Source organism: Rhodococcus sp. BUPNP1, from assembly GCF_002215235.1.
Taxonomy (GTDB): Bacteria; Actinomycetota; Actinomycetes; order Mycobacteriales; family Mycobacteriaceae; genus Rhodococcus.
In genome coordinates this window covers 164,131-186,736 of record NZ_NERM01000002.1, presented here as the reverse complement: position 1 = coordinate 186,736, position 22,606 = coordinate 164,131, and the positions used below count along the sequence as shown (strand labels likewise).

General features: G+C 68.2%; 21 protein-coding genes and 1 tRNA gene. 11 read left to right on the top strand and 11 right to left on the bottom strand.

Annotated elements, in window-relative coordinates; translation table 11 throughout:
• Positions 1 to 144: 144 nt before the first annotated feature.
• Entirely contained in the window at positions 145 to 1,461 is a 1,317-nt protein-coding gene (locus B9C99_RS02715) for a DUF3662 and FHA domain-containing protein (protein WP_016691106.1), read from the bottom strand.
• A gap of 202 nt (positions 1,462 to 1,663) precedes the next feature.
• Here B9C99_RS02715 and B9C99_RS02710 point away from each other — a divergent pair.
• Positions 1,664 to 1,746 (top strand) — tRNA-Leu (locus tag B9C99_RS02710).
• A 108-nt stretch (positions 1,747 to 1,854) separates the two neighbouring features.
• Here B9C99_RS02710 and B9C99_RS02705 read toward each other — a convergent pair.
• Together B9C99_RS02705 and B9C99_RS25540 are read right to left on the bottom strand one after the other, a co-directional pair.
• Positions 1,855 to 2,520 carry a pentapeptide repeat-containing protein gene (locus tag B9C99_RS02705; RefSeq protein WP_016691107.1) on the bottom strand — a complete coding sequence of 222 codons (666 nt, stop codon included), beginning with the start codon at positions 2,518 to 2,520 and terminating at the stop codon, positions 1,855 to 1,857.
• A 427-nt stretch (positions 2,521 to 2,947) separates the two neighbouring features.
• The gene (locus B9C99_RS25540) at positions 2,948 to 3,331 is read right to left on the bottom strand and encodes a MerR family transcriptional regulator (protein ID WP_143543538.1); all 384 of its coding nucleotides are present in this window, start codon (positions 3,329 to 3,331) and stop codon (positions 2,948 to 2,950) included.
• Positions 3,332 to 3,388: 57 nt separating this feature from the next.
• Here B9C99_RS25540 and B9C99_RS02700 point away from each other — a divergent pair, with 57 nt between their 5' ends.
• The 8 genes from B9C99_RS02700 to B9C99_RS02665 all read left to right on the top strand — a co-directional run bounded on the left by B9C99_RS02700 (position 3,389) and on the right by B9C99_RS02665 (position 10,790).
• Entirely contained in the window at positions 3,389 to 4,645 is a 1,257-nt protein-coding gene (locus B9C99_RS02700) for an MFS transporter (protein ID WP_016691109.1), read from the top strand.
• 81 nt (positions 4,646 to 4,726) lie between these two features.
• Positions 4,727 to 5,368 carry a dihydrofolate reductase family protein gene (locus B9C99_RS02695; protein WP_026060928.1) on the top strand — a complete coding sequence of 214 codons (642 nt, stop codon included), beginning with the start codon at positions 4,727 to 4,729 and terminating at the stop codon, positions 5,366 to 5,368.
• Between the two features lie 47 nt (positions 5,369 to 5,415).
• On the top strand, positions 5,416 to 5,622 hold the full coding sequence (locus B9C99_RS02690; RefSeq protein ID WP_006553307.1) for a hypothetical protein: 207 nt from the start codon (positions 5,416 to 5,418) through the stop codon (positions 5,620 to 5,622).
• A 247-nt stretch (positions 5,623 to 5,869) separates the two neighbouring features.
• Positions 5,870 to 6,217, top strand: coding sequence for a metal-sensitive transcriptional regulator (locus tag B9C99_RS02685; RefSeq protein WP_016691111.1), 348 nt, complete (start codon positions 5,870 to 5,872; stop codon positions 6,215 to 6,217).
• 40 nt (positions 6,218 to 6,257) lie between these two features.
• Positions 6,258 to 6,464 (top strand): heavy-metal-associated domain-containing protein, encoded by a 207-nt coding sequence (locus B9C99_RS02680; RefSeq protein ID WP_016691112.1) that lies wholly within the window; start codon positions 6,258 to 6,260, stop codon positions 6,462 to 6,464.
• The gene (locus B9C99_RS02675; RefSeq protein ID WP_016691113.1) at positions 6,461 to 7,438 is read left to right on the top strand and encodes a hypothetical protein; all 978 of its coding nucleotides are present in this window, start codon (positions 6,461 to 6,463) and stop codon (positions 7,436 to 7,438) included. Before B9C99_RS02680 ends, B9C99_RS02675 begins: the two co-directional genes overlap by 4 nt.
• A 24-nt stretch (positions 7,439 to 7,462) precedes the next feature.
• Positions 7,463 to 9,745 (top strand): cation-translocating P-type ATPase, encoded by a 2,283-nt coding sequence (locus tag B9C99_RS02670; protein WP_016691114.1) that lies wholly within the window; start codon positions 7,463 to 7,465, stop codon positions 9,743 to 9,745.
• A gap of 46 nt (positions 9,746 to 9,791) precedes the next feature.
• A complete protein-coding gene (locus tag B9C99_RS02665; RefSeq protein ID WP_088896886.1) occupies positions 9,792 to 10,790 on the top strand; it encodes an MDR family oxidoreductase in 999 nt (332 codons plus the stop codon).
• 16 nt (positions 10,791 to 10,806) lie between these two features.
• Here the strand turns inward: B9C99_RS02665 and B9C99_RS02660 are convergent, their stop codons facing one another.
• The 6 genes from B9C99_RS02660 to B9C99_RS02635 form a co-directional block, all read right to left on the bottom strand.
• Positions 10,807 to 12,066 carry a glycosyltransferase 87 family protein gene (locus B9C99_RS02660; protein ID WP_016691116.1) on the bottom strand — a complete coding sequence of 420 codons (1,260 nt, stop codon included), beginning with the start codon at positions 12,064 to 12,066 and terminating at the stop codon, positions 10,807 to 10,809.
• Between the two features lie 67 nt (positions 12,067 to 12,133).
• Positions 12,134 to 12,850, bottom strand: coding sequence for an SOS response-associated peptidase (locus B9C99_RS02655; RefSeq protein ID WP_016691117.1), 717 nt, complete (start codon positions 12,848 to 12,850; stop codon positions 12,134 to 12,136).
• A gap of 72 nt (positions 12,851 to 12,922) precedes the next feature.
• The gene (locus tag B9C99_RS02650; RefSeq protein ID WP_085468680.1) at positions 12,923 to 13,645 is read right to left on the bottom strand and encodes an ABC transporter ATP-binding protein; all 723 of its coding nucleotides are present in this window, start codon (positions 13,643 to 13,645) and stop codon (positions 12,923 to 12,925) included.
• Positions 13,621 to 14,415, bottom strand: coding sequence for an ABC transporter permease (locus B9C99_RS02645; RefSeq protein WP_088896885.1), 795 nt, complete (start codon positions 14,413 to 14,415; stop codon positions 13,621 to 13,623). Before B9C99_RS02645 ends, B9C99_RS02650 begins: the two co-directional genes overlap by 25 nt.
• Before the next feature lie 121 nt (positions 14,416 to 14,536).
• Positions 14,537 to 15,886: an LLM class flavin-dependent oxidoreductase gene (locus B9C99_RS02640; protein ID WP_088896884.1), complete on the bottom strand. Its 1,350-nt coding sequence runs from the start codon at positions 15,884 to 15,886 to the stop codon at positions 14,537 to 14,539.
• 21 nt (positions 15,887 to 15,907) lie between these two features.
• Complete coding sequence (locus B9C99_RS02635) at positions 15,908 to 16,963, bottom strand: ABC transporter substrate-binding protein (RefSeq protein ID WP_016691121.1); 1,056 nt, start codon at positions 16,961 to 16,963, stop codon at positions 15,908 to 15,910.
• Between the two features lie 221 nt (positions 16,964 to 17,184).
• On the opposite strand from B9C99_RS02635, the gene B9C99_RS02630 reads away from it, so the two are divergent.
• A complete protein-coding gene (locus B9C99_RS02630) occupies positions 17,185 to 18,606 on the top strand; it encodes a wax ester/triacylglycerol synthase domain-containing protein (protein WP_037189686.1) in 1,422 nt (473 codons plus the stop codon).
• On the opposite strand, the gene B9C99_RS02625 is transcribed toward B9C99_RS02630, so the two are convergent.
• Both B9C99_RS02625 and B9C99_RS02620 read right to left on the bottom strand, forming a co-directional pair.
• Complete coding sequence (locus tag B9C99_RS02625) at positions 18,607 to 19,362, bottom strand: GntR family transcriptional regulator (RefSeq protein ID WP_016691123.1); 756 nt, start codon at positions 19,360 to 19,362, stop codon at positions 18,607 to 18,609.
• Between the two features lie 5 nt (positions 19,363 to 19,367).
• A complete protein-coding gene (locus tag B9C99_RS02620) occupies positions 19,368 to 20,735 on the bottom strand; it encodes a phosphotransferase family protein (protein ID WP_088896883.1) in 1,368 nt (455 codons plus the stop codon).
• Positions 20,736 to 20,925: 190 nt separating this feature from the next.
• Here B9C99_RS02620 and B9C99_RS02615 point away from each other — a divergent pair, with 190 nt between their 5' ends.
• Complete coding sequence (locus B9C99_RS02615) at positions 20,926 to 22,578, top strand: OB-fold domain-containing protein (protein ID WP_088896882.1); 1,653 nt, start codon at positions 20,926 to 20,928, stop codon at positions 22,576 to 22,578.
• Positions 22,579 to 22,606 lie beyond the last annotated feature (28 nt).

Below are 22,606 nucleotides of genomic sequence, written 5' to 3'. Positions count from 1 at the left end.
CCTTCGGGGTAGTCGACCGGTCGTGTTCCTGGTCGTGCGGTCACTCACAATACGGACACCGGACGACTCCATGCAGCGTCCGACGCGCTGTCACACGCGTCGGACGGTATGAACGGGTCCGGTCGGTCCTTCGATACCGGCTGATCAGAGGATGCGCACGAGGATTTCGGAGTGCCCGGCGCGAATCACGTCACCATCGGCGAGCTGCCAGTCCTGAACCGAGGCGCCGTTGACCGTCGTGCCGTTCGTCGACCCGAGATCGGAGAGCATCGCGACCTGGCCGTCCCAGCGGATGTCGATGTGGCGACGCGAGACGCCGGTGTCGGGCAGGCGGAACTGTGCGTCCTGACCGCGGCCGATGATGTTGCTGCCCTCGCGGAGCTGGTAGTAGCGGCCGCTGCCGTCCTCGAGCTGGAGTGTCGCGGTCAGCACCCGACCGGCGGCCGGGGACTGGTAGCCGGCCTGCTGGTAGCCCTGGTCGTAACCGGGAGCCGCGGCGGCGTAACCCTGGTCGTAGCCGCCCTGCTGCGCGCCGTACTGCTGGTCGTAACCCGGCTGTGCGTAGCTCTGCTGACCGTAGGCCTGCTGGTCGTAGCCACCCTGCTGGTAACCCTGGTCCTGGTAGCCCTGGTCGTAACCGGGCTGCGCGTAGCCCTGCTGGCCGTACGCCTGCTGGTCGTAGCCACCCTGCTGCGGGTAGTCGTGGCCGTAGTCCTGGCTGTACGCCTGCGGCTGGGCGCCCTGCGCACCGTAGGCCTGCTGGTCGTAACCGCCCTGGTCGTAGCCGCCCTGCTGGTAGTCCTGCTCGCTGTAGGCCTGGCCGTACGCCTGCTGGTCGTAGCCACCCTGCTGGTCGTAACCGCCCTGAGCCTGGTCGTAGCCGGCGTTGCCGTAGCCCTGGTTGTAGCGCTGCTCCTGGCCGACGTGCGCGTGACCGTTGCGTGCGTACTGCGGTTCCGCCTCGGCGGGGTCACGGCTGGGGTCGTAGCCGGGGTTCTGCGTCATTGGGCCAGCTCCTGGTTCAGATGTCACGGGTGGGCGGTTCTGTGGGTTCCGCGGTGACGGAGCACGCGTCGCTGAGCGCCCCGCATCGGGATCGACCGAGCCGCGAGTCCGGAACTGCCCGGTGTGCAGTGCCGACGACGACTCGAAGACGACTTGGATCTCACCGTATGTCTGCCATCCCTGTTCTCGGATGAAGTCCTCAAGGTGACGGGAGAATGCCTTCACAGTCAAGTCCCGATCCGCTGCGAGGGCGTCGTGATCGGTTTCGCTGATCGTGATGACGTAGTGATTGGGGGCGAGCATGTGGCCCCGGTCGAGCTGTTGGACGCCGTCCGTTGCCTCCTGCTGCAGCGCCGCCTCGACTTCCTGGGGCACGACGCCGCCGCCGAACACGCGGGCGAAAGCGTCGCCGATCGCGGCCTGGAGTTTGCGCTCGAAGCGCTGGGCGATACCCATGGCGACCCCCTTTCCGTACTCAGCGTGTCGCAATGCAGATCTCGTCACTGCATGGTATCCACTTTTCCCCGGATTCGACCCTGCGGTATTCGGCACGTCTCCCACGGATGTGCTCGACAACCGAGCCGGCGGCGCTCGCAGCCCGCTGACCAGGCGAATAGTTGTTTGGCTCCGGTGTGTGTTACTGTTTTCGGCGTTGCTCGGGCGAGTGGCGGAATGGCAGACGCGCTGGCTTCAGGTGCCAGTGTCCTTCGGGACGTGGGGGTTCAAGTCCCCCTTCGCCCACAGGTGCAGTTCCACGAACTGCGACGGACGAGGCCACGAACTCTTCGGAGATCGTGGCCTCGTCCTTTTTCGCTCCCGTTTTCCTGGGCCGGCCGGCCCCGGTCCCGGCTACTCACTCGGCCAACTCCTCGGTACCGGCACGCCCGTGGGCACCCGGGTGTGTCGATTGCCGTGCGCGGCGGCGAGTTGCGGTCCGGTGAGATACAGAGCGAGGGACAGATCGGCGTTCTCCACCCGCGCGCCGCGGAGGTCCGCGCCGAGCAGGTCCGCTCCCGCGAGGTCGCATCCTCGGAGATCGGCGCCGATGAGCAATGCATTCCGCAGATCGGCCCCGCACAACCGGCGGCCGCGCAGGTCGGTGCCGGCGAGATCGGCGCCCGGGACGAGATCGGGATTCATCCGTCCGTCGTCCGCGAAGTACGAAGCCCGCACCTCTTCGCTGACCTCCATGAGGACCGGCCGAACGCGGGCACGTATCCCGTCGATCTCGAGGGACTCGAGTTCGTCCACGCTCCTTCGGGTCAGGGAGGCAAGGGATGCGACGAGCTCCCGCGCGTCGTCCGCGAGTTCCGGATCGTAGGTGCGTTGCTGGGCTTCGAGCAGATGCCACATCATCTCGTGCAGCTCTTTCACGACGGCGAACGCCGAGAACATCCGGCCGCGGGTGTCGGGTCGGTCCCGCCAACTCGCGCCGGCGAACAACCGCTGGGAGACCGCCTGTCCCGCACCGAAACAGTCGAAGACCGTGCACCCGCGGAAACCGCGGGACGGCAACGTCTCATGGATGGTGCACGCGAAGGACGCATCGAGATGCCGGCACGGTGACCCGGCGGGCTTGTCCTCGGCGAAATCCGAAGACCTCGTGAAACCGAAAGCCGTACAACACAGTGCGAAGCAACGGCTGCAGTCGCCCCGGAGGTCGGATCGATGAACGGTCGGCGACGGGGACGAGGGAAGCGATGGGGTGAACATGTGAACTCCGAGAGTCGATTCCGATGCACGACGGGATCGGGGAACCCTGGCGCGGGTTCCCTCTCGGGGCACACGGAATCACCGCCGCCTGCAGGCGCGGTTCGCGGACGGCGCGGGACCTCTGTCTCACGGATACACGGTGCTGATCACTGGCCATGAAAATACCAGTCGGCACGCGCGGTGTCAGCGGGCCGGACGGCTGTCGTCGGACCTCGGGAAGACCCCGCGTTCAGACGCTCGCCTCGCGCGACCCCACGTGCGTCAGAGTGAGGCGCAGCAACTCGCCGAGGGCGTCGCGACTACGCGTCAGGCACGCGATCCGGCCGTCGAGATCCTCGATCTCGCCGACGAGACGAGCGGCGAAATTCCTGTCGCACTTGCTCGTCCACGTGCCTTCCCGGTCGTCGCGCTGCTCGAGGACGATCGAGACCAGACGCGTGGGCACGCCCGAGCCGACGAGGTCGCGGATCAGTTTCGCGCGTGCCACGTCGTCGTCGGTGTAGTCGCGGTAACCGTTCGCACCCCGTTCGGGATGGATCAGGCCTTCCTGTTCGTAGTACCGCAGCATCCGGGTGCTGAGGCCGGTTCGCCGGGACAGCTCGCCGATTCGCATGACTCTCCCCGTTTCGGGCTTGACCTTGACACCGATGTCAACGTTCAGCATGGTGCCATGACCGATACCGACGCTCGTGAACCGGCGAGAATTCCCACGGCGACGACGACGTCGAACGCTTCTTCGACCGGCCACGCACTTCCGTGGGCGACGCTGATCGCCCTGTCCTTCTCGACGTTCGCGACGGTGACCGTGGAGATGCTCCCGTCCGGACTTCTCCCGCAGATCGGACGTGGCCTGGGTGTCGAGCCTGCCGTCGTGGGAGGTCTGGTCACCGCGTGGGCGCTCACGATCGCCGTGACCAGCATGCCGCTCGTCCGGGTCACGCGGAACGTCCGCCGCACCCGGTTGCTCCCGGCCGCGCTCGCCGTGGTGGCCGCCGCGGTGCTGGCGACGTCGCTCGCTCCCACCTTCGAGATCGCCCTCGCCGGCCGGATCGTCTCCGCGGCCGCGCACGGTGTGTTCTGGGCGGTGATCGTCGTGTACGTCTCCGAGATCGTGCACCCCGACCGGATCGGGAGGGCCTTGGCGATCGTGCTCGCGGGTCCGGCCGTCGCGGGACTGGTGGGCCTTCCGATCGGGGCGGCGCTGGTCGACATCGTGGGCTGGCGCGGTGTCTTCGGTAGGGCATCGGCGGTTCTGGCGGTCACCGCGATCGCCCTGGCACTGATTCTCACCGACCCCGGGAGGACCACCGGGAGTGAGGGGAGCTTCGGGGCGGACGAGCGCACCTCGGGCTCGGGCTGGGACCGCAGCGCGATCGCGTCGACGGGCACGGCACTGGCAGGAACACTGGTGCTCCTGGGACATTTCGTGGTGTTCACCTACATCTCGATGATCGTCACCGACGCGGCCCGGTTCGGATCCGGATCGCTGGCGATCGTCCTGGCGGTGTTCGGAGCGGCCGGCGCTGTCGGTGTCACCGTCTCGGGATGGCTGTCGGATCGCTGGCCGAGAGCAACCGTTCCCGCCACGGTCCTCGTCCTGCTCACGGCCTTCGTCATCGTGGCCGTCGCGCCGACCGTGCCGGTGTTGTTCGTGCTCGCGATCGTGCTGTGGGGACTCGTCTCCGGGGTGTTCCCGCCCGCGATGCAGGTCCGGGTCCTCCGACTGGCATCCGCGCGATTTCGCACGACCGCCGGCGGGGTCGTGGTCGCGACCTTCAACCTCGGTGTCGCCGCCGGTGCCGCTCTCGGGGGCGTGGTGGTCGGTTCCGGTGTCGACCGTCTGGCCCCGGTCGCCCTGGCCGTCACCGCGGTCGGTGCAGTCGCTCTCGTGCTCCTCGCCCGGACGGCTCCGGAACCGTCTGCGTGATCCGGGCAGCGGCCGATGACTTCGCGTGGTTCGCGGGGTCTTCCTCTTCGTACCGATCGATCGGGATGTGAGGAGAAGAGAGTGGCCCAATTGCTGCGAGTACAGAACTTTTCGGTGTCGAGCGACGGTATCGGCGCGAGGGAGGACCAGAGCTTCGAGAGTCCCTTCGGTCTGGATCCGGGTCCGATGTTCGAGTGGGCCGGCGCCACGGCGAGTTGGCACCTGCGCACCGAACCCGGCGGGAGCCGCGGGCTCGACGACTACTTCATCCGGGACTTCTCCTGCAATATCGGTGCGGAGATCATGGGACGCAACAAGTTCGGTCCTCAGCGGGGTCCATGGGAGGACCACGAGTGGCAGGGCTGGTGGGGTGACGAGCCGCCGTTCCATACCCCGGTGTTCGTGCTGACCCATCACGAACGTCCGTCCTTCACACTCTCCGACACCACCTTCCACTTCGTGAACGGCGAACCGGCTGCGGTGCTCGAACAGGCCCGCGTCGCGGCGCAGGGCAAGGACGTTCGCCTCGGAGGCGGCGTCTCCGTCATCCGCGAGTTCCTCGACGCCGATCTGGTGGACACCATGCACGTCGTGGTGTCGCCGGTGCGGTACGGCACCGGTCTGAAGCTCTGGGAATCCCCGGACGAGCTACGGGACCGTTTCCACCTCGAGGTCGTGCCGAGCGCGAGCGGGGTGGTGCATCACCTGTTCTGGAGGAAGTGAACGCCCGCGACCGGCGCATAATGGGAGATGGGGGGCAGGAGGTCGTCATGCGTGCTCTGAGTGGCCTGTTGGATGTCGTGCTCGGACTTCTCACCGCCCTGCTCGGCACCGTTCTGGGGATCGTCGCCGCTGTGGTGATGCTCCTGGGTGCAGTGTTGTGCGTGACGATCCTGCTGATCCCACTGGGCATCCCCGTCATCCGGCTCTCCCGCCGGTTGTTCACCCTCGCCGGGAAGATGATGCACGTGCCGTGACGTCTCGCGACGAATCGACGAGGCGCTCGACCGCCTCGTGAGGCGCTCGGGCGTGTCGTCCACCGGCCTGCGGAACCTCTTCGGATCGGCCCCGCATTCTCGAGGAATGTGGGGCCGATTCTTGTGTCCATCGCGGTGTCATGCACCTCTACCTGCGCAAATAGTCTGAGCATCCCGTCGGTTGCCGTAAATACCCTAGGGGGGTATGGTATCCGGCAGGACGACCGACGCGACAAGGACGACTCCGATGCCGAATACCCCGAGCGAGACCGTGCACACCGATGCCGTCGCCCACGACGACGCACATCAGCACAGCTACATCGCCAACAACACCAAGGCCGACTACCTCAAGCGACTGCGTCGCATCGAGGGGCAGGCCCGCGGCCTGCAGCGGATGGTCGAGGAAGAGAAGTACTGCATCGACATCCTTACGCAGATCGCGGCGATGAAGAAGGCCCTCGAGGCCGTCGCGCTCGGCCTGCTCGACGAGCACATGGCGCACTGCGTGGCCGGTGCCGTGCGCACCGGCGGCGACGAGGCCGACCTCAAGTTGAAGGAAGCCAGCGACGCCATCGCGCGCCTCGTCCGCTCCTGATCGTCCCGACCCGTTCACGACCCGTATCCGAGGAGTTCCCATGAGCCAGACCAGCACCTACACCGTCACCGGCATGACCTGCCAGCACTGCGTCGCGTCGGTCACCGAGGAGGTCCAGGAGATCCCGGGCGTCGAGAACGTCGAGGTCGATCTGGCCACCGGTGCCGTCACCGTCACGAGCGCCGAGTCCCTCGACGATGCCGCCGTCGCGGCCGCCGTCGAGGAGGCCGGCTACAGCCTCGCATGAACACCCCGGCCAAGCTCACCGGCTTCGTCGCCGCCGTAGCCGCGGTCTTCGGTATCGCGCTGCTCGTCGGCGCGACCGTCGGTCCGGTGGAGGAGCAGACCGAGGATCCGACCGCGAGCGCCCACGACGCCGGTCACGGTGAGGACACCGCCACCGGCAGTGCCGCGGAAACACCTGCCGCGGAAACACCTGCTGTGGAAGACATCCCGGGAGGTCTGATGACGTATCGGAACGGCTATGCCCTCGCACTCGCCGAGACGAACCTCGAGTCGGGTGAGGGCAGGAACCTGACATTCGCGATCAACGGTCCCGACGGTATGCCGGTGACCGACTTCGACGTCACCCACGACAAAGAGCTGCACCTGATCGCCGTGCGCCGCGACTTCACCGGCTTCCAGCACGTCCATCCCGTGCTCGACGAGATCACCGGCATCTGGTCCGTCGACGTCGACCTCACGCCCGGCACGTGGCGGGTCTTCACCGACTTCACGCCCACCGGGGGAGAGCCGCTCACGTTGGGCACCGACCTCGCGGTGGCAGGCGAATTCGTCCCTGCCGCACCGGAAGCCGACAACCGCACCGCGACCGTCGACGGCTACGAGGTCGCCCTCGACGGCGACCTGTCGTCGGGTAACGACGCGATGCTCACCCTCACCGTGAGCAAGGACGGACAGCCGGTCACCGACCTGCAGCCCTATCTCGGTGCCTACGGACACCTGGTGGCACTGCGCGGCGGCGACCTCGCCTATCTCCATGTCCACCCGGACGGGACACCCGGCGACGGCACCACTCGACCCGGTCCCGAGGTCGTCTTCCACACCTCCGTCCCGAGTGCCGGCACCTATCACCTCTATCTCGACTTCCAGCACGACGGAGTGGTTCGCACCGCGGCGTTCACCCTCACCGCCGGAGGCGCCGGCGAGGTGCAACCGGGGTCCGGCACACACGGTGACCACAGCCATTCCGGCCGCTGACGGCCCTTTTTCGAGGAGACACACATGACCACGCAGAGTCAGCCGGTCGCCGCCGAATCGATCGAACTCGCCATCACCGGCATGACCTGCGCATCCTGCGCCAATCGCATCGAGCGCAAACTCAACAAGCTCGACGGCGTCACCGCGACCGTCAACTACGCCACCGAGAAGGCGAAGGTCACCTACCCCGACGACATGACACCCGAGCAACTCGTCACGGTCGTCGAACAGGCCGGCTACGGTGCCGCACTGCCGCCACCACCCGCTCAGGCGGCGGACCGGTCCGATGACGTGCCTGAAGCCGATCCTGTTGCGGCGCTTCGCCACCGGCTCGTCGTCTCGGCGATCCTGACGGTGCCGGTGATCGCGATGGCGATGATCCCCGCCCTGCAGTTCACCAACTGGCAGTGGCTCTCGCTCACCCTCGCCGCGCCGGTCGTGGTGTGGGGGGCCTGGCCGTTCCACCGGGCAGCATGGATCAACCTGCGCCACGGCACGTCCACCATGGACACCCTCGTGTCGCTGGGAACCCTTGCCGCCCTGGGGTGGTCGGTCTACGCCCTGTTCTGGGGCACGGCGGGTGAACCGGGGATGGTCCACCCGTTCGAGTTCACCATCGCGCGGGGCGACGGCAGCGGCAACATCTATCTCGAGGCCGCGGCCGGTGTCACGACGTTCATCCTCGCCGGACGCTACTTCGAGCAACGATCGAAGCGCCGCGCCGGCGCCGCCCTGCGTGCCCTGCTCGAACTCGGCGCGAAGGACGTCGCGGTCCTCGGACCCGACGGGACCACCGAGACCCGGGTTCCGGTGGAGCAGTTGGCGGTCGGGGATCTGTTCGTCGTGCGGCCGGGTGAGAAGATCGCCACCGACGGTGTGATCGAACGGGGCACGTCGGCGGTCGACGCGTCGATGCTGACCGGTGAATCCGTTCCCGTCGAGGTCGGTGTGGGAGACAGTGTCGTCGGCGGCACGGTCGACGTCGGTGGACGACTCGTGGTGCGCGCGACCCGCGTCGGCTCCGACACCCAGCTCGCGCAGATGGCGAAGCTGGTGGAGGACGCCCAGAACGGCAAGGCCCAGGTGCAGCGTCTGGCCGATCGGATCTCCGGCATCTTCGTGCCGATCGTCCTGCTGATCGCCGCCGGCACACTCGGTTTCTGGCTCGGCACCGGCAACGGGCCCGCGGCGGCCTTCACCGCGGCGGTCGCGGTGCTCATCATCGCCTGCCCGTGTGCCCTCGGCCTGGCCACCCCGACCGCGCTGATGGTCGGCACCGGTCGCGGCGCCCAGCTCGGCATCCTCATCAAGGGACCCGAGGTCCTCGAGTCGACCCGCTCGGTCGACACCGTGGTTCTCGACAAGACCGGCACGGTCACCACCGGCCGGATGACCCTGCGCGAGGTCGTCGCCGACGACGGGGAGAACGCCGACGACGTGCTGCGGTACGCCGGGGCACTCGAGTCGGCGTCGGAACACCCCATCGCCCGTGCCGTCAGCGACGCGGCTGCAGACAGGTTCGGCGGCCTGCCCCAGGTCGAGGACTTCACGAACGTCGAGGGTCTCGGTGTCCAGGGAGTGCTCGTCGATGGTGACACGAGCCGCGCGGTGCTGGTGGGACGCCCGAAGCTGCTGGCCGACTGGTCGCAGCATCTCTCCGAGACGTTGCAGCAGGCGTTCGAGCAGGCCCAGAAGTCCGGTGGCACGGCCATCGCCGTCGGCTGGGACGGTAAGGCCCGCGGCATCGTCGTCGTGGCGGACGCGGTCAAGCCGACCTCCGCGAAGGCCGTCGCCGAACTGCGGGAACTCGGCCTGCGTCCGATCCTGCTCACCGGCGACAACGCCGCCGTCGCGCACACCGTGGCGGCCGAGGTCGGCATCGACGAGGCCGACGTGATCGCCGACGTGCTGCCCACCGACAAGGTCGACGTGGTCGAGCGACTCCAGCGCGAAGGCGCGGTGGTCGCGATGGTCGGCGACGGTGTCAACGACGCCGCGGCGCTCGCCCGCGCCGACCTGGGGCTGGCGATGGGCACCGGCACAGACGTCGCGATCGAGGCGAGCGACCTGACGTTGGTCCGCGGCGACCTGATGGTCGCGGTCGACGCCATCCGGTTGTCGCGCCGCACGTTGACGACGATCAAGGGCAACCTGTTCTGGGCGTTCGCGTACAACGTCGCGGCACTGCCACTGGCGGCCGCGGGCCTGCTGAACCCGATGCTCGCCGGTGCCGCGATGGCCTTCTCGTCGGTGTTCGTGGTCTCCAACAGCCTGCGACTGCGACGGTTCCGCGCGCACGCGGCCTGACCGCTTTCGGCTGCAGCGAGGAGGACGGCCTGTCAGGATCGGATCCATGACACAGCCGTCCTCCTTCCGTGCCCTGGTCGTCGACGACACCGACGACGGCCAGGTGGCACAGTTCCGCGAACTGACCGACACCGACCTTCCCGACCACGACGTCCTCGTCGAGGTCGAGTACTCCTCGCTGAACTACAAGGACGGTCTCGTGATCGCGGGGCCGCAGAAGATGGCGCGACGCACCCCGCTGGTCGCCGGCGCCGACCTCGCCGGGACCGTTCTCGAGAGCAGCAACCCCGACTGGAAGCCCGGCGACCGCGTCGTCGTCAACGGCTGGGGTCTGTCCGAGACCCAGTCGGGCGGGTACACCCGGCGCCAGCGCGTGAAGCCCGAATGGCTCGTGCGCATCCCCGACGCCTTCTCCACCCGCGACGCCATGGCCATCGGCACCGCCGGTTACACGTCCGCCCTGTGCCTCGACGCGCTCGAGCGGTACGGGATCGCATCCGACGCGGAACTGCTCGTCACCGGCGCGGCCGGTGGGGTCGGGTCGATCGCCGTCGCACTCGCCGCTGCCGCGGGACACACGGTCGTCGCCGCGACCGGCCGTCCCGAGACCCACGACTTCCTGAGCGAACTCGGTGCGTCGTCGTTCGTCGACCGCGCCGAACTGCAGGGCAAGGGCCGGCCCCTGGGCAAGGAACGCTGGGATGCCGCGGTGGACGCGGTGGGCGGTTCGACGCTCGTGAACGTGTTGTCGCAGATCCGCTACGGCGGTGCGGTCGCCGCGTGCGGTCTCACGGAGTCGCCGTCGATGCCCGATGCCACGGTGATGCCGCACATCCTGCGCGGCGTCGCGTTGCTGGGCGTCGACTCGGTGATGGCGCCGGCTCCGCTGCGCCGCTCGGCGTGGGATCGTCTCGCCCGCGATCTGCCTGCGAGCACCCTGGATTCGCTGTCGCGCGTCGAACCGCTCTCGGACGTCCCGCGACTCGCCGAGGAGATCCTGGCGGGCAAGGTGCGCGGCCGGGTGGTCGTCGACGTCACCGCCTGACGGCGGAAGAAAGCGACTACCTCGACGTCTCCGCGTCCGGAAGCGGTTCCGGCGACACGGCTTCCGGACGCGGGAGACGACCGAAGGCGAGCCAGAGCAGGAATCCGAATCCGCCCGTGACGTAGAGCGTGCCGAGCAGGTGCTGCCATGCGGCCCAGCCGAGTTCGAGATCGCCACCCGTGGGGAACAGATGGTGCGGGCCGATCAGGAAGACGAGCGCGACGCCGGCAGCGATCGCCGTGAGCCTCTGCGCATCGGGTACGCGCCACGCCGCGAGCCCGAGGGCCAGTAGTGCCGGCGCGACCCACACCCAGTGGTGCGACCACGACACCGGCGACGCCAGCAGCACGGCCGTCGCGTTCGCGAACAGCGCGAGCACGAGATCGCCCTGCTCGAGGGCACGGCGGATAGCCACCACCGCGACCAGCAGCATCACCGCGACGGCGAGCAGCCACAGCACGGAGCCCATGAGTTCGGGCGGTCCGAAGCGGGAGATCACGGCCTTGAAGGACTGGTTGGTGGCGAAGTACGCCGCGCCGATCCGGCCGGTGTCGGGCAGGGTGTCCAGCCAGTACTTCGCGGAGGTCGCGGGCATCACGGCGAACGCGAGGGCGGTGAACCCGAAGGTCGACGCGAGGATGGTGGCGCTGGTCCGCCGGTCGCGTCGCAGCAGGAACAGCAGCAGGAACGCGATGGGCGTGAGCTTCACGGCGGCGGCCAGTCCGATCAGCATTCCGCGCGGCCACTTCGGGGTCTTCACCAGGACGTCGAGGGCGACGAGCGCCATCAGGACGAGGTTGATCTGCCCGAACGAGATGGTCTCACGCACGGGTTCGAGCAACAGTGCTCCGGCGACCGCGACCGCCGTGACGATCCACGCCGTCCGCGCCTCGAAGTCCGGACGGAGCCGGTCCAGCACGACCCGCAGGGTGACGACGAGCGCGGCGACCGAGACGAGGGTGAAGACGATCTTGCCGAACGTCACGGGGATCAGCGCCAGGGGAGCGAAGAGCATCGCCGACAGCGGCGGGTAGGTGAACGGCAACGCGAAGTCGTCGGTCACCGGAGGCATCTGCCCGTAGATGTCGGCGCCGTCGAGCAGGACCCGGGCGCCCATCCGGTAGACCAGGAAGTCGATGAGTTCGCTCCGGACGAGGATCGCGACGAGCACACCCACGGAGACGAGCGACGCGATCACCGCGACGGCGGTACCGCGATGTCCGGTGAGGAACGGAGGCGTCGTCGAACCGATCGGAGTCTGCCGTGATTGTCGCACCCGGCAACTTTAGTCAATTCCGATAATCGTTCCGGTCCGACGTGGGGAATGCCATACGGCCGGAATGTCACGAATCGACAGGTCGCAGCAGGTCGGGATTGTTGTTCCGAGGCGAATTGACCGCGGTGCTCACCTCGTACGGTTCGAGGGTCGGTTCGGGAATCGAATTCAGCAGGGCGTCGACGTCGTCGCGGTCGTTCAGCTCGGGATCGAGCCACGGATCGACGAAGGTGTCGGGCAGGATCACCGGCGACCGTTCGTGGATGTGCCCGGCGGCGTCGGTCGCGGGACGGGTGAGCACGGTGCACGTCCACAACCAGCGGTCGGGATGGTCCTCCGGCAACTCCGGGTCCGGCCACAGCTCGTAGAGCCCGGCCATGGAGATCGGTCCGTCCGCGTGCAGGAAGAACGGGATCTTCTTCCCGTCCTCGCCCTTCATCCACTCGTAGTACCCGTCGGCCGGCAGCACGCACCGACGCTTCGCGGCGGCCGCCTTGAAGGCGGGTTTCTGGGTGATGGTCTCGGAGCGGGCGTTGATCATCCGTGACCCGATCTTCGGGTCCTTCGCCCAGAACGGCACGAGTCCCCATTTGATCTGCGAGGACACGATCCGGATCGGTTCGGCGTCCGGTTCCTCGCGCGGCGCCCGCTCGAGGACGACGTTCACGCGCTGGGTGGGGGCGATGTTGTACGACGGGGGCAGTTCTTCACCCACGGCCTCGACGGCGTCGTAGGCCGCGAGCAGATCCCCGCGGGTACTGGTGCTGGCATAGCGTCCACACACGATGCATCTCCCGTCGGCGACTCCGGAGCGACGATTCGATTCTCTCTCATCGGTCGCTACGGAGCGGGTCGCTCAGACGGAGACCTCGACTCCCAGTGCCTCGAGCAGGGTGCGGCGGTACTCCGCGATCTCGACGACGTGATCGGCCCGCGGGTGCGGCAGGTCGATGGTCAGTTCGACGGCGAACGAGCCGTGGTCGAGCACGAGCACGCGGTCGGCGAGAGCGATGGCCTCGTCGACGTCGTGGGTGACGAGCAGTACGGCGGGCCGGTGCTTGGCGCACAGTTCCTGCAGCAGTCCGTGCATCCTGATCTTCGTCAGTGCGTCGAGGGCACCGAACGGCTCGTCGGCGAGCAGCAGTTCGGGTTCGCGCACGAGCGACCGCGCCAGCGACACCCGCTGCTGCTCGCCACCGGACAGTTCGGTGGGCCAGGCCTTCTCGCGTCCGGCGAGCCCGACCTCCGCCAGGGCGGTGCGGCCGCGTTCGGCGGCGTCGTCGCCGTCGAGACCGAGGATCACGTTGTCGAGCACCCGAGCCCAGGGCAGCAGTCGCGAGTCCTGGAAGACCACCGCCCGTTTCTGCGGCACTTCGAGGGTGCCGGAACCGGGCACGCCGTGGTCGAGCTCGGCCAGGGCACGCAACAGGGTGCTCTTGCCCGAGCCGCTGCGGCCGAGCAGTGCCACGAACTCGCCGGGGGCGATCTCGAGGTCGATGTTGTTCAGCACCGCCCGGCCGTCGAAGCCGCGGCTGAGGCCCCGGGTGCGTACGGTCAGTTGCCGATCGTCCTGCGCCATGCCAGCGCCTTCCTCTCTGCCGCACGGACCAGCAGGTCGCTGCCGAATCCGAGGATCGCGTAGACCACCAGTCCGACGATGATGATCTCGGTCATGCCGTAGTTGCGGGCCTGGTACATCAGGTAGCCGATGCCGCTCGAGGCATTGACCTGCTCGACGACCACCAGGGCGAGCCATGCGATGGTCACCGCCAGGCGCAGGCCGGTGAAGAAACCGGGCAGCGCCCCCGGCAGGGCGATGCGCCGGACGAACTGGGCGCGGGACAGATCCAGCGTCTCGGCCAGTTCGACGTAGCGGGCGTCGATGCCGCGCAGCGCCGAATAGGTGTTGATGTAGACGGGGACGAACACCGACAGGGCAATGAGCAGGATCTTCATCTCCTCGCCGATGCCGAACCACAGGATCGCCAGCGGCATCAACGCCAGGGTTGGGATGGAGCGCTTGATCTGCACCGGACCGTCGATCAGCGCCTCGCCGATGCGCGACAGGCCGGCGGCCAGGGCGAGCACCAGTCCGAGGGCGACGCCGATGACCCCGCCGATCAGGGCGCGCTGGACGGAGGTCCACAGGTTCGACTGCAGTCGCCCGTCGCCGATCAGTTCCCATGCGGTGGTGACGACCGTCCACGGCGCCGAGAGGGTCTTCGGATCGAGCACCCCGGTGGCCGAGGTGACGATCCATGCCACCAGCAGCAGCGCCGGGCCGATCGCCAGGCCGAACCTGATCGGCTTGCCGGGGGCGAGGCGGCTGCGGGTCGTGCGCGGCGACAGGTCGGCCGTCGCGCCGGGATCGGGCTTCTAGTCGGTGTCGGCGTCACCGGCCAGGCCACTGCCGAAACGCCGGGGTTCGACGGCGGAGACGCTCATGGCTCCAGTCCTTTCGTCGGTTCGATCAGACGCCGGCTGCCGCGAGCTCGCGTGCGTACTGGCTCTCCGGACGCGGCAGGCCGTAGTGGTCGCGCAGCGTGGTGCCGGTGTACTCGGTCCGGAACAGGCCGCGCTTCTGCAGGATCGGCACCACCTGGGAAGCGAACGCCTCGAGGCCCTGCGGGTACTGCGGCGGCATGATGTTGAAGCCGTCCGCGGCACCGTTGGTGAACCACTCCTCGATGATGTCGGCGATCTGCACCGGCGTGCCCGCGACGACGTTGTGGCCGCGTGCGCCGGCGAGCTTGTGCAGCAGCTGACGCAGGGTCGGCTGTTCGCGCTCGACGATCTTCGCGAAGACCAGGCGGCGGCTGTTGTTGTTGTCGGTGATGTCGCCTGCGCCGGCGAACAACTCGACCGGCACCTTCTCGTCCAGCTCGAGTCGGGACACGTCGATGCGGCCCATCTTCTGGAGCTGCCCGAGGCCGTATTCGACGATGGTCAGCTCGTTGAACTCGCGCTGCAGTTCCTTCGCCTCGGCCTCGGTCGCACCGATGAACGGGCTCAGGCCGGGAAGGATCTTCACGTGATCGGGGTTGCGCCCGAATGCCGCTGCGCGGGTCTTGATGTCGGTGTAGAAGGCCTGGGCGTCCTCGATGCGCTGGTGCGCGGTGAAGATCGCCTCGGCGTAGGTCGACGCGAAATCGCGCCCGTCGTTGGAGGAACCGGCCTGCACGAGCACCGGTCGTCCCTGCGGGGAGCGGGTCGAACCGAATGGGCCGCGCACCTTGACGTAGTCACCCTCGACGTCGATGCGGTGGATCTTGTCCGGGTCGGCGTAGACGCCGGCGGCCTTGTCGAGGACGAGTGCGTCGTCCTCCCACGAATCCCACAGCTTGATCGCGGCGTCGACGAATTCGCGTGCCCGGGCGTACCGTTCGTGCACGTCGGGGTGTTCGGTGTACCCGAAGTTCGCTGCCGCTGCGTCGGTGGCGGTGGTGACGATGTTCCAGGCGGCGCGGCCACCGGAGATGTGGTCGAGCGAGGAGAACAACCGGGCGAGGTTGTAGGGCTCGTAGTAGGTGGTCGACGCCGTGGCGATCAGCCCGAGATGCGTGGTGACCGTGGCCATCGCGACCAGCGTGGTGATCGGTTCGAGGCCGTAGTCCGGACGGTACTTCACCTCGGTGCGCAGGGCCGGACCGTCCGCGAAGAAGACCGCGTCGAGCTTCGCGCTCTCCGCGAGGCGGGCGAGCTCCTGGAAGTAGGTGACGTCGTAGAGACGCTCGGGCACGCTGCCGGAATGGCGCCACGAGGCCTCGTGGTGGCCGGTCGGGTAGATGAAGGCGTTGAGGTTGAGCTGGCGGTTCGTCATGTCGGATTTCCCCTCGGAAGGTCAGCTGCGGGTGTGGGAGGCGCCGGTCTCGGCGACCGCTTCGGTGACGACCTCGTCGAAGCGCAGGTCGAAGGCGTCGGCGGCGTCGACGGGCTTGGGCAGTTCACCGGCGGCATCGATCACGTCGATGGTGTGCTGCTGGGTCGCGATGAGCTCCTCGTCGAGGTGCGGGAAGGTGGTGGTCCCGGAGGTGTCGAGGATGCGCTCGCCGTCCTCGGCCGTCAGGCCCTGGCTCTTCACGAAGTAGGTGTCGATGTACGCGTCGCGGTTGTTGTTGGCCCAATCGACGGACGTGATGTACGCGGTGACGTAGGCGCGGACCGCTGCGGCGGTCGCCGGGTCGGACAGGGCCTTCTTGCTCGAGTAGAGGTACGAGATGCCTTCGCTGAGGTCCTCGATCTCGGGGCGCGGCAGCGACGTCGCGCCCGGGGTCTGCATGTAGCGGGAGAAGACCGGCTCGCTCATCGGGGCGGCGTCGATCTGGTTGGAGCGCAGTGCGTCCGGGAAGTCCGGCAGCGACATCGACACGAGCTCGACGTCGTCGACCGACAGGCCGGCCTTGTCGAGGCCGCGGAGCACGAAGGCCTGCTGCGAGGTGCCCTCGGCGTAGCCGATGCGCTTGCCCTTCAGGTCCGCGAGCGTCGTGATGTCCGAAGCGTTCGGGGCGATGCCCATGTTGAGGCTGTTGTTCGTCTGCATGGCCGCGACGACCTGCACGTCGTCACCGGCGACCAGCGACTGGACGGTCATGATCTCGCCGGCCCACGCGACGTCGACCGCGTCGGCGCGGAAGGCCTCGAGGATCGCGGGTGCGCCCTGGAAGGTCGCGAACTCGTGCTCGAACGGCAGCGCGTCGAGCTGTCCGGAGCCGGTGAGGAGGGACAGCTGCCGCTCACCCTGGTCGGCGATGACGAGCTTGGTGCCCGCCGGGATCTCGGTGGGCAGCGCACTGTCGGAAGCGAGGCCGTCGCCCGAGGAACCGGAGCTACATGCCGCGACCGCGGTCAGAAGGAGCGCGATGATGGCCGTCGATCCGGCACGACGTAGACGGGGCATGACTTCCTCACGGTTCTGGCTACAGGGGAGCGAACTTCGACGGCGTCGAAGTCGTCACCGATCCTGTGCGATCCGTCGGCGGGGGACCAGGGTTTGCGTCAGCGTGAGCGAAAGGTCCTCGATCCGGCCCATCGGTGCTGTTCGCGGGCCGATATCGCCGGTATCCGCACATCGCGGCGGTTACCGTGCGAGGAGAACCGGAGGCGGGGGAGGTGGTGCGCATGGGTGCGGACGGTCGGCACATGTCGCAGGCGGATCTGATGTCCTGGCGGATGGAGAAGGATCCGGTCCTGCGGTCCACGATCGTCGCGGTGGCGCTGCTCGACCGGTCACCCGACCAGGAGCGCTTCGTCCGCATGATGGAGCGCGGAACACGTGCGGTGCCGAGCTTCCGCCGTAAGCTCGTCGAATCCCCGTTCGGACGGACCCCACCGCGATGGGTGGACGATCCCGACTTCGATCTGTCCTGGCATCTGCGGCGCATCGCGCTTCCGCATCCCGGGGGACTGGACGCCGTGCTCCCGCTCGTGCGCGCCGCGGCGATGTCGGCCTTCGACAAGGACCGTCCCCTCTGGGAGGCGACGATCGTCGACGGCCTCGACGACGGTCGCGCCGCGATCGTCCTCAAGGTGCACCACTCGCTCACCGACGGCATCGGCGGCATCCAGATCGCGAACGAGATGGTCGACTTCGAGCGCGACGGCACCGACCGCGGGCCACTGCCCGAGGATCCGCCGACCTCGGCTCCGTCATCGGACCTCGCCGATTCCGTGGGCTGGTACCTCTCGACGGCCGGCGAGATGATGGGGAGAGGTGTGCCGTGGCTCGTGCGTTCCGGTCTGCGGTCGGTGACGAATCCGGTCGCGGCGCTGCGCAGCGTGGTGGACACGGCCCGTTCGACGGCCCGGTTCGTGCAGCCGGTGTTCACGACACTGTCCCCGGTGATGGTCGGCCGCAGCACGGTTCGGGAGGTCGCGGCCCTCGATCTGCCGCTCGACGCGCTGCGACGGGCCGGACGGGCAGCGGACTCCTCGCTCAACGACGCCTTCCTGGCCGGAATCCTGCTGGGGCTGAGGCACTACCATTCCCGGCACGGCGCGCAGGTCGCCGAACTGAGGACGACGCTGCCGATCAGTCTCCGGCGTGAGGGCGACGCGATCGGAGGCAACAGGATCACCCTGGCGCGGTTCGCTCTTCCCCTCGACATCGCGGATCCGGTCGCGTCGATGCACCGGGTGGACCGGATCGTCCGGTCGTGGCGGGACGAACCGGCCGTGCCGCTCTCGTCCGCCATCGCGGGTGTGCTGAACGTGCTCCCGGCCGGTGTGCTGGGTGGAATCCTCGAGCACATCGACTTTCTCGCGTCGAACGTCCCGGGTTCCCCGATCCCGCTGTACATGGCCGGGGCGGAGGTGCTGAGGTACTACCCGTTCGCTCCCACCGTCGGCTCGGCCGTCAACATCACGCTGATGTCGCACACGAACCACTGCTGCATCGGAATCAACGCCGACTCCGCTGCCGTCCCCGACCTGCCCGTCCTCGTCGAGTCGCTGGTCGAGGGCTTCGGTGACGTGCTCGCGGTGGGAGGCGAGGGCACGCGCATCGAGACCACGCTGTCCGCTACGGCGGCCTCGCACCCTTGATCAGTCGAGGAGATCGCGCACCGGGGTGCCGGCATCCCCCTCGAGGGTGAGCAGCCGGGACGCGTGCATGTGCCGTTGCCAGTGCTCGAACGCCCCGTCGCCGTCGTGGAGGCGCAGCAACCGGATCAGGCGTCGCAGCGACCGCACGAGCAGCATGAAGTTCTCCGCGGCATCCGGATTCGCGAGCGACATGCGTTCGCGTGCCACCTCACCGGTGTGCCGGGCGAAGATCTCGTGCAGCATCCCCGCGACGAGCGCCAGCGTCGCGTTCCCGGACAGTTGCACCATCCGGAGATGGAACCGTGCGGCCGCCACACCGAGATCGCGCGTCGTGAACGCCGCGGGGATCTCCTCGTCGACGAAGCGCTCGAGTTCGTCGAACGCCGCCTCGGTCCCGGTGATCGCGAGGAGACGTGCGGCGGGAGGTTCCACCGCCTCGAGAGCGTCGAACACGTCGGCGACTGTGGCGCCGGACAATTCGAGCAACAACGATGCCGGTCGCGCGACGACCTCCGAACCGGGAACCCGCACCCGCGCTCCGGCCCGGGAACCTCGCCGCACCTCGACGAGACGTTCGGCCTCGAGTACCCGGACGGCCTCGCGCAGGGTGGGCCGGCTGATCGCGAAGTGCTCCATGAGTTCTGCCTCGTGCGGCAGATGATCACCGTCGACGAGGGCTCCCTCGACGATCATCCGGCGCAGGGTCCGCGCCACCACTTCCGCGGCCTTCGGGCTGCGGATCGCTCGGGTCTCCACGGTGCCTACAGGACGTCGAAGTGTCGTTCGGCGAGAACGCCCATGGCCGAACGCAACTGCTGGGTGCGACCGGCGATCTGGCGGGCGAACACCGTCAGGACGTCGTCGATGGGGATCTCACCGGCGAGGTGCCGTTCGACCAGCACGGTGGTGCCGTCGACGACGGTGTCGGGTCGCGACCCCAGTGCGGTTTCGAGGTCGTCCAGATCGCGCTCGGTGATGCGATCGGCGTACCGATCCGCGTCGCGGAGATATTTCAGGATGCGAGCGAGTCCCTTGCTGCGCTGGATGACGAAGGCGTCCTCGCTGCGCGGCACGATGATGTGCCGGATCTGTTCGAGGGCGGCGTCGTAGAACCATTCGCGCTCGGTCGATTCCGCCTCGACGTCGTTCGGGGTGTCGAGTTCGATGCCGAGGACGTCGGCGAGGGCCTCGACGAGCAGGCGGCGGTGAAGGAGCCCGTACGGCAACGCATTTCCCACCTCGGCCAACGGATCCGGATGGGCGGCGTTCCCCTGGCCGAGGATCACGATGCGCAGTTCCGCAAGCACCCGGTAGTAGCGCACCCGATCGAGGTCGACCGTGGTCCCGGATGCGCGTTCGTAGTCGGCGAAGCGATCGTGGATGTCGGTGAACGGCTCCTGGACCGCGCGGGTCGTGACCCAGGCGAGGTCGTCGTGCGGGTCGCCGAGATGACCGAGTTCGAGATCGAGAACCGCGGTGACCCTGCCGTTCTCGTAGAGGAAGTTCCCCGGACCGGTGTCGCCCTGGACGATGACGACGGGGCCGTCGACGTCCGGGATGTTCCGCTTCACCCAGGTCAGTGCGAATTCGATCAGCGGATCGGCCTTCCCGCCGGCGTCGCGGTAGACGGTCTCCCAGGTGTCGATCTCCTGCGCGACGAGCTGTCGCAGTCCCGTCTCCGGATGCTGGTCGGGCAGCTGCAACCGGTTCGGGTCGACGCGGTGCATCTCGGCCAGGATGCGCATGAAATCGGAGGCCACCGACACGCGTTCGTCCTCGTCGCGGATCCGGGAGAACCAGGCCTGCCCGGGAACTCGCTCGGACAGGATGGCCTGTTCGGTGGGGTGGACTCCGACGATGCGGGGCACCGGAACCGGGGAATCGGCGAAGGCGCGGTAGAAGTGCGCTTCGCGGTGCAGGGTGAACGGGTCTCCGCGTTGCGCAGGATCGAGCCGGTCGTAGCGCAGGAAGAGCGGAAGGATCGTGCCGTCGCCGGTCTCGACGTCCACGATCCACGCCTCGCGGCGGCCGCCGCCCGGTCGCCGGTCGATCTCGACGATGTTTCCGCCGGCCGTCTCGGACACCCACTCCAGCAGGGCCGGTTCGAGTGCGCCTCGGTTCTCGGTCATGTTCGTGCCCTGCTCCTTCGTGCGCTGTCACCCCGATGGTTGTGCACTAGGTTATATATCTCGATGCGGTCTGGGTAGTGTTCGACGCGGTTTCCCGCGAGCTTCGGAACGAATGGTGACGTGGGTCATAGTCGGTGCTAGCATCCGTCCCCAAGTTGTCTAACTTGGTGATCGGACAGGGAGGTTATCTGTGGGAGCGTCCCGAAGACCGTTGCCTCAACCCACCCTGACCACAGCGGGGTTCTGGGCCTCCGGCGCCGACGGTGTCCTGAGGGTCGCACAGTGCGATGCCTGCGGAAAGCTCATGCATCCCACCGCGGTGCTGTGCTCGGAGTGCGCATCGCGCGAGATTTCGCTGCAGCCCGTCTCGGGACGCGCCGTCGTCGTCGGCGCGACCGTCAACGCCCAGTCGTGGCTTCCGGATCTACCACCGCCCTACGTCATCGCGATCGTCGCGCTGGAGGAGGACCCGAGCGTCCGGCTCACGACGAACATCGTCGGATGCGAACCGGGTGAGGTCGCGGTGGGCGACCGCGTGCGGGTCGTCTTCGAACAGGCCGCCGACGACATCTGGTTGCCGCTGTTCGAACCCGACCCCGAGGCCGGCGACGAACCCGGCCCGCTGCCGGAACCCGAGGACGTGCGCGCGCATGTCCGGACCCCTGTCTCCACCGACAGGTTCGAGGACCGGGTCGCGATCACCGGTGTCGGACAGTCCGCCGTCGGCCGACGCCTGATGGTGGATCCGCTGACCCTCACCGTCGACGCGTGCCTGCGGGCCGTGGAGGACGCCGGCCTCACGCTCGCCGACATCGACGGCCTGTCCACCTATCCCGGCGCGGCCCCCGGAGGCATCTCCGAGGGCGGCATCATGCCGGTCGAGCAGGCCCTCCGCATCCGCCCGGTGTGGGTGAACGGAGGCGGCGACCTGCCGGGGCAGAACGGTTCGATCGTCGCGGCGATGCTCGCCGTCGCATCCGGTCTGTGCCGCCACGTGCTGTGCTTCCGCACCGTCTGGGAGTCGACGCACTCCGAACTGATGAAGGCCGGGAAGTGGTCGGGCGGGAGCGGCAGGGCTTCGGGCATGCTCGAGTTCCGGCACCCCTTCGGCGCGGTGTCCGCCGCCAACTGGATCGCGTGCCAGGCCTCGCACTACTTCCGTCGTTACGGCGACGCCAAGGACGCCCTGGGCGCGATCGCCGTCACGGCCCGCGACCATGCCTCGGCCAATCCCGAAGCGGTGTACCGGGATCCGCTCACGATGGACGACTATCTCTCGGCCCGCGTCGTCTCGACCCCCTTCGGGCTGTACGACTGCGACGTCCCCGTCGACGGGGCGGTCGCCGTCGTCGTCTCCGCGATCGACGCCGCCGCGGATCTGCGGCACGAACCCGTGCTCGTCGAGGCCGTCGGTACCCAGATCACGGAGAACCTGTCCTGGGATCAGGGCACGCTCACGCACCTTCCGCAGTCGCTCGGCCCGGCCGCACATCTGTGGAGCCGCACGGATCTGCGACCCGACGACGTCGACGTGGCCCTGCTGTACGACGGCTTCACGTTCAACGCGCTGTCGTGGCTCGAAGGTCTCGGTTTCTGCGAATTCGGTGGTGCCGCCGACTTCATCGACGGCGGCAAGGGCATCTCCGTCGACGGTGTGCTGCCCCTCAACCCGCACGGCGGCCAGTTGTCGGCCGGTCGCACCCACGGCTACGGCTTCGTCCGCGAGGCGGTGCTGCAGCTGAGAGGACAGTCTCCCGGGGTGCAGGTCGCCGACGCGAAGGTCGCCGTCGTGACCGCCGGTGGTGGCGTGCCGTCCGGCGCGATGCTCCTCCGGACCCGCTAACGAAGAACATCCCGAACATCCGTAACCG

Bases quoted from the DNA above. Each gene is read 5' to 3' on its own strand.
- B9C99_RS02715 (WP_016691106.1), bottom strand. From the start codon at position 1,461: ATGGGTATCGCCCAGCGCTTCGAGCGCAAACTCCAGGCCGCGATCGGC.
- B9C99_RS25540 (WP_143543538.1), bottom strand. From the start codon at position 3,331: ATGCGAATCGGCGAGCTGTCCCGGCGAACCGGCCTCAGCACCCGGATG.
- B9C99_RS02700 (WP_016691109.1), top strand. From the start codon at position 3,389: ATGACCGATACCGACGCTCGTGAACCGGCGAGAATTCCCACGGCGACG.
- B9C99_RS02690 (WP_006553307.1), top strand. From the start codon at position 5,416: ATGCGTGCTCTGAGTGGCCTGTTGGATGTCGTGCTCGGACTTCTCACC.
- B9C99_RS02685 (WP_016691111.1), top strand. From the start codon at position 5,870: ATGCCGAATACCCCGAGCGAGACCGTGCACACCGATGCCGTCGCCCAC.
- B9C99_RS02680 (WP_016691112.1), top strand. From the start codon at position 6,258: ATGAGCCAGACCAGCACCTACACCGTCACCGGCATGACCTGCCAGCAC.
- B9C99_RS02675 (WP_016691113.1), top strand. From the start codon at position 6,461: ATGAACACCCCGGCCAAGCTCACCGGCTTCGTCGCCGCCGTAGCCGCG.
- B9C99_RS02670 (WP_016691114.1), top strand. From the start codon at position 7,463: ATGACCACGCAGAGTCAGCCGGTCGCCGCCGAATCGATCGAACTCGCC.
- B9C99_RS02665 (WP_088896886.1), top strand. From the start codon at position 9,792: ATGACACAGCCGTCCTCCTTCCGTGCCCTGGTCGTCGACGACACCGAC.
- B9C99_RS02650 (WP_085468680.1), bottom strand. From the start codon at position 13,645: ATGGCGCAGGACGATCGGCAACTGACCGTACGCACCCGGGGCCTCAGC.
- B9C99_RS02640 (WP_088896884.1), bottom strand. From the start codon at position 15,886: ATGACGAACCGCCAGCTCAACCTCAACGCCTTCATCTACCCGACCGGC.
- B9C99_RS02635 (WP_016691121.1), bottom strand. From the start codon at position 16,963: ATGCCCCGTCTACGTCGTGCCGGATCGACGGCCATCATCGCGCTCCTT.
- B9C99_RS02630 (WP_037189686.1), top strand. From the start codon at position 17,185: ATGGGTGCGGACGGTCGGCACATGTCGCAGGCGGATCTGATGTCCTGG.
- B9C99_RS02620 (WP_088896883.1), bottom strand. From the start codon at position 20,735: ATGACCGAGAACCGAGGCGCACTCGAACCGGCCCTGCTGGAGTGGGTG.